Below are 6237 nucleotides of genomic sequence, written 5' to 3' on the forward strand. Positions count from 1 at the left end.
TCTGCTGTCATAACAACAGCAGCCAAACAATACGCTAAAAAATTCCTCTGAATGCCTTATCGACTAAATAAGGGTAATGACCTACGATTATAGAACCTGGAAGTCAAGCCAGTTCTTATTACAAATATAGCTATTTTGTTTTTAAATAAAAAATTACCAACAAAAAAAACTAATCTACCAGCCAACTCACCAAATTCCGCAGCAATTGCACGTTTTCCTTAGCCAATTCACTATTCATTCCTACTTTTTGCTCGCGAGGGCCCGATAATTGAGCCGAAAACATAGCTGCTTCCCCACTCACCACTACCTTGCCTTTCTCATAAGGAAAGTAAGCCAACTGCTGCCAACCTGCTCCAGGTTCATACAAGCTATCGTCATCAAATTGCCAGGCTACCGCAGGGCTTAGCAGCGTAAAATTCTCATCTAGCCCTACTACCACCGAAGCCGTAGCTGGTGCTTTAAAAGCACTACCTGTGAAAGTAACGACCATACTAATGTTTTCTGTCACGCCTACCTTCCCCAAATTCCCGCGCTTGTGGCTAAAACGATCTGCGCTGCGGCGACGGTTATCCATCGCAAAACAATTGAGCCACTCTACGCCAAAGGCTGCGCCCAAGTCTTTGGCAGCTCCACCAAAAGGCATGTGGTCCGCAATCAGGAAAAGACAGCCGCCTTCGGCTACCCAGTTCTTCAATGCGGTTATTTCCTGCTCTGAAAAAGCACTCAGACAGGGGTTTTCCCAATTGCCTACATTGCTTTCGTGCAACGGATTGGCAATCACATACACCTCACATTTTTCTAGTACCGCAGGCGTAATTTCGTCAGGCTGATCAGCCAGTTGATAACCATCCGCAGCCAACACATTCCCGAAGGCAACGTACCTCCCCGCCAGGGTGTGAAAATTATTATGACCAGCATCTACGTAGATCAATGGGCCATCCTTATCTGGATACGTCATTTTGTCTATCACAAAAAAAGTGCTCGTATCTGGTACTTGCTGAGCTTTGCCAGTCGTCAAAAAAACGATACTCAGGCAAAGGGACAGGCCTATTGTTCGGGTTATCATAGTTACAAGGGTTTGATGAACAATGCAATTAACTAATTTTTTAGTTAATCGATTGCATCCACACTCTCTTGTGCAGCCAACAATGGTGATTTTGCATTAAAGCAGTTAATCCGCATCTTCGTTGCAACGAAAACAGCTGACATGCGATTATTACTCTTTTTCCTCCTCACTCAATTCAGCATCATGGCCCAAACCACCAATCCGGTGTCCGAGCCGCTTCGCTCTGAGCCTCCTTTAAGGGTTGGCGTGATCGGCTTGGTACACACGCACGTCCACTGGATATTGGGGCGTGAAGATCAAGGAGATATCGAAATTGTTGGCATTGTGGAGCCTAATCGCCAGCTAGCGGAGCAGTACAGCCTACAACACGGCTATTCTATGGACCTTGTTTACAGTACCATCGAGGAAATGGTTGCGGCCCAAAAGCCTCAGGCTGTCACGGCTTTCAATACCATTTATGATCACCTTTCTGTAGTTAAATATTGCGCTCCCCGTGGTATTCACGTCATGGTAGAGAAGCCACTGGCCGTCAGTTGGGAGCACGCTCAGCAGATGGCAGCACTCGCCCAAAAGCACAATATCCACCTGCTCACTAACTACGAAACCTCCTGGTATGGCAGCAACGAAGAAGCTTACGACCTCTACCACGAGCAGCAGGCCATCGGCGATCTTCGGCACCTCAATTTCTATACCGGCCACCCTGGCCCCATCGAAATCGGTTGTAACCCCGAATTTGTAGAATGGCTAATCGACCCGGTTCTCAATGGCGGTGGTGCCCTCACCGATTTTGGCTGCTATGGCGCCAATCTTACCACCTGGCTCACACAGGGAGAGGTACCCCTAACGGTTACCTGCATCACCCAAAAAATCAAACCAGACCTGTACCCTAAGGTAGAAGACGAGGCCACCATCATCATTACCTACCCAACAACTCAGGTCGTCATTCAGGCGTCCTGGAACTGGTCACACAACCGCAAAGAGATGGAGGTTTATGGTACCCACGGCTACATCTTCTGTAAAAATGGCACCGATATGATCGTCATGAAAGAGGAAGCCAAAGGGCCACAACCTCACCTTGCCGAACCACTTTCTCCAGGCTTACACGATCCCTTCGCTTACCTTTCTCAAGTGATCCAGTATGGCTACACCGTCAATCCTTGGGACGTATCCGCGTTGACCAACAACCTCCGCGTAATGCAAATTTTAGAGGCTGCTAAAGTCTCCGCCCAAACGGGCAAAACCGTTAATTGGAAGGGATTCTTTGGTTCTTAAAGTTATTTGGGGTCATGCCTTCGTGCCTCGGCACCAGGCTGTCTGCTCTTATGCAGTGCTGCGCATTGCATACCGCGCCCATCCTTTGCCCTTGCGGCCTCCGGCCCCGCCCTCTCCCGATGGAAGGTCGGGATTCGGTTCGGGTCTTATGCTACCAGCGCTACACCATCACCACCAATTTTCCTTTGTCATGATTGCCCTCCATGTAAGCATGAGCTGCCACGATCTCTTCTAAAAACAGGAGTCATCCCGAATTTTGATTGTCATCAAAATCCGTGCTGACCAACTGTAAAACCTATCGTTAAAGAAGAAACCCTATGATTTCTATTAGTGAAATCATGGGGTTTTCTACAAATAGTCAGATAAATCACTCTTTTCAGGCTATTTAATGACTCTTTCTAAGCTAAAGTCAGGCTGGATTTTGGCCTTAGCCAAAATTCGGGATGACTTATGTTTATTTTCTAATAAACAATGAAGCAGTCTACTTTTTGAATAATCCTGCTACAAAAAGAACCGCTACTGCACCCACTGTAGCTGTAATGAGAGACCCAGACAGTCCGCCACCGGCAGAGATGCCCAGCTGCCCAAACAACCAGCCACCAACAGCGCCACCAATAATACCGAGGATAATATTCACAAGCAGCCCAAAACCACCACCTTTCATAATCTGACCAGCCAACCAGCCCGCAACTGCTCCAATGATAATAAAGTACAGAAGACTCATAGTTAATGTCGTTTTGTTTTGATAATTCAATTTTGTCTTGCTTAAGGTAAGGATTTTTCAAACAACGAACTAGATCATTCAAACACCAAAGTTTCTCCATCTTCAGGAAGATAAGCTTTGTACAAAAGCTCCTGCTCCTGCAATAGCGTTCTTAATTGTTGCCTTGTCGTTGGGCAATGATTCAGTGCCTCTAAATGATTAATGACAACCTGCCCCGGAGCATTACGTACAAATTTCACAATGTCTTCTATCGTCATCAACAGTGGGCTTCCCACATCCAACTGTGCAGCACCGCCTGCGACAATGCTGATAGCTGGTCTAGAATTCCTCAGTACATCATCTACCGCTTTAGTATAAATAGTATCTGCACTGATATAAAGGGTAGGTGCCTCTGATAATTCCAAATAAAACCCCATTACATTCCCCATCGGGCCTGCAATGAAACCATAACCATGTCGGGCAGGTATTCCCGTCACTGAGCCGCCTAAAGCAGATGTTATTTCACCATATTCCAGCGACAAACTTACAGAAAGGTCTCTTCTTTCAAGTGCCCTGGTATCCTTTTGGCTACATATCACCGGTATTTGCTTATCGCGTAAAAAGGCCACACCTGCGTCATCAATATGATCGGGATGCTGGTGCGTAATTAGACAGTGCGTTACTTTCGCTAATAAGGCTTCGCTGTTATCGGGTAAATTCACAAGCGGATTACGACGCGCTTTAAATCTAAAAAGAGTAAACGGCATAAACGCCCCACGTTTACCTAGCATCGGGTCTACCAAAATATGCAATGGTCCTGATTCGATGATAAGGGTTGCGTTTCGTAAATGATGAATCTTCATTGTAAGCGTGATTTTTCTTTTCTCAGGTAATTCATTAGAAAAGCAAAACTACTTGCTCTTTACCCCACATTCATTGATTCAAATCAAGAAATAAATCATTCCATACTACCTCATTTTACTTCTTATTCTACTGAGTGTTTCGGGGGTAACCCCTAAATAAGAAGCGATATGGTATTGAGGTACTTTCTGTAACCAGTTGGCCTTTTTTGCTGCTATTTGTTGATATAATTCTTCTGGTGTTTTCATCAATCTGCTGTACATTGACTTTTCTTTTTCTGCTAATAACCGCTCAAAGGTTCTTTGTACAATTACTCCTCCACATTCATAGGTTTCTAACAACTCAAGAAAGGTACTTTTTGCCATCACACGTACTTCTATCTCCGTCAGGCATTCCTGATATTTCAGTGTGGTAGCCCCTCTATTAAAGGCCGAGAAATCTGTTACAAACTGGGGCCCATCATAGAAATTTATATTACTCTCTTTACCATCACTCTGGTAATATTCCCGAACAACTCCTTCGTTTAAGAAGCGTAGCTCCTGTGCTTTTTGCCCCGCACTTAACAATAGCGACTTCTTTTTGTAATACTTGACTTTAAAACTAGCCATAAACTCATCCAGCCCTTCCTTATGAAAGGGGAATTCCTTAAGAAAAAAATCAGACAGCTGGTCCTTCATAATATACTGAATTAGGAATATCCTCTGAAATCACCAACAAATATACACAGTGTTATATCAATCACTCGATACAGGAATTCAGCGCTCTGGATTGTAAGGAATAACCACAAAAAACAACTGCACTCGTCACGGGTTAACCATCTAAAACAAGTTTATTAGGGTTACTTCACTTGGCTCTGAGTAGTAATTTTCTCTTCACGCAAAATCTTAAAAAGTAAAGCGGGCAGGTATCACTACCTACCCGCTACTACCTATAAAGTCATCATCCTTAAATCCTTAAAACATTATTTAAAGGAAATCATCTGCTTGGTAGCAGTGAACTCACCGGCAGTTACCGTGTAAGTCAATACGCCTGTTGCACCTTGGATCATCTCCTTGGTCAGGTTGATGGTGTTGTAACCAGCTGCGTAATCACCACGTACTACTGTGAGTACACGGCCACTTGCGTCGCTGATCGTTACTGTTGCTTCCTCATCTGTTGGCAAGTTGAAACCAATCATGGTCTCTGCAGCAAATGGGTTAGGCGTATTCTGGTATAGCGTGAAGACGCTTTGCAAAGCGTCTGTACCGTTGCTGAACACTACCCCTAAATCGAGCACCTCTTCTCCCCTCTCAGGGGAGATGTCCGCAAGGACAGAGGGGTATGCTTCAGCTGCTGTATAACGGCTAGATACATTGATGATATCGCTCAAGTCAGCATCTGCCGTTGGGCGGATTACCAAGCTAAACAGTACATCCTCAGCGGAGACGCGATGCATCGCGTCTGTACCGCCATTTTCGTTCCAGCTCATTGTGATCATGCCTTCAGCAGCGTAACGCATACCGAAGTTCTCAGCACCAGCAACACCGTACTCGATGTCTACCAATTCTGCGCCGTTTAGGTTCAATGTACCCTGGAAGCCTTCAACCACAGACATGTTCTCACCGGTAATTGCTACCGTGTAAGTATTGCCCGCTTTCACTGCGATGTTCTCAGCAACGAGGTTAAACTGACCATTCAATGTGCGATCGTCACCTGCCAATGCATTAGCTTGTGCTGATCCGTTAACATCACCGATCTTAACGCCTACGAAGTCTGCATCTAGGATGTCGCCCGCAAGGTTATTCTCGTTAATCAACTCAGGGAATGCTTCGAACCAAGGGTTGGTCGCTACTGGGAAGCTGTAAGCTGCATCTACAAAGCGCCAGCTTGTGTTGTTAGCAAATTCCGTATCGATGTTCAAAATCAACTTACGAAGCTGGATCATATCCAGTGTAGTAATGCTTGAAGAACGATTAACGTCAGCAGCAATCTGCTTGTAAGGACTGTTCAATGGCTGCGTTCCTAAGATGTGCTTGCTAATCAACACTAAGTCGAAAGTAGATACACCATTCAGTGGGTTNGCATTCAGGTAAGGCGTTACAGAGTAATCACCTCCTAGTGCCAAATTACTGAAGTTGTAAGTTCCGTCAGTATTTGTAACCATCATAGAAGCCATGCCTCCACTAATGCTCACCTCTACACCTTCTACCGTTTCGTTGTTCTCNGTCATGATTACACCAGCAATGGTTCCATCNCCATCAGGACCGTCACAGTCAACGTGCTGCTGTACCAATACNTAAGTCTCACAGTAATCGTAGTTGCCTTCTTCGTCGAATGCGTATACGTATACTACTGT

The 6237-nt window shown here is 45.2% G+C and carries 6 protein-coding genes; 1 reads left to right on the forward strand and 5 read right to left on the reverse strand.

All coding sequences use genetic code 11. From position 1 onward, the window contains the following. Positions 1–169: 169 nt before the first annotated feature. Positions 170–1066 (reverse strand): hypothetical protein, encoded by an 897-nt coding sequence (locus A3EU_RS0117930; protein WP_020537573.1) that lies wholly within the window; start codon positions 1064–1066, stop codon positions 170–172. A 141-nt stretch (positions 1067–1207) separates the two neighbouring features. Here A3EU_RS0117930 and A3EU_RS0117940 point away from each other — a divergent pair, with 141 nt between their 5' ends. After that, the gene (locus A3EU_RS0117940) at positions 1208–2338 is read left to right on the forward strand and encodes a Gfo/Idh/MocA family protein (RefSeq protein ID WP_020537575.1); all 1131 of its coding nucleotides are present in this window, start codon (positions 1208–1210) and stop codon (positions 2336–2338) included. 481 nt (positions 2339–2819) lie between these two features. Here A3EU_RS0117940 and A3EU_RS0117945 read toward each other — a convergent pair whose 3' ends face one another. The 4 genes from A3EU_RS0117945 to A3EU_RS0117960 form a co-directional block, all read right to left on the reverse strand. Beyond that, the gene (locus A3EU_RS0117945; protein WP_020537576.1) at positions 2820–3062 is read right to left on the reverse strand and encodes a GlsB/YeaQ/YmgE family stress response membrane protein; all 243 of its coding nucleotides are present in this window, start codon (positions 3060–3062) and stop codon (positions 2820–2822) included. Between the two features lie 74 nt (positions 3063–3136). Beyond that, on the reverse strand, positions 3137–3904 hold the full coding sequence (locus A3EU_RS0117950; protein ID WP_020537577.1) for an MBL fold metallo-hydrolase: 768 nt from the start codon (positions 3902–3904) through the stop codon (positions 3137–3139). 105 nt (positions 3905–4009) lie between these two features. After that, positions 4010–4579, reverse strand: a complete 570-nt coding sequence (locus A3EU_RS0117955; protein ID WP_020537578.1) for a Crp/Fnr family transcriptional regulator — start codon at positions 4577–4579, stop codon at positions 4010–4012. Between the two features lie 284 nt (positions 4580–4863). Further along, positions 4864–6111 (reverse strand): T9SS type A sorting domain-containing protein, encoded by a 1248-nt coding sequence (locus A3EU_RS0117960; protein ID WP_425412706.1) that lies wholly within the window; start codon positions 6109–6111, stop codon positions 4864–4866. Positions 6112–6237: the final 126 nt, after the last annotated feature.

Origin of the sequence: Lewinella cohaerens DSM 23179 (assembly GCF_000379805.1) — a bacterium.
GTDB classification, from domain to species: domain Bacteria; phylum Bacteroidota; class Bacteroidia; order Chitinophagales; family Saprospiraceae; genus Lewinella; species Lewinella cohaerens.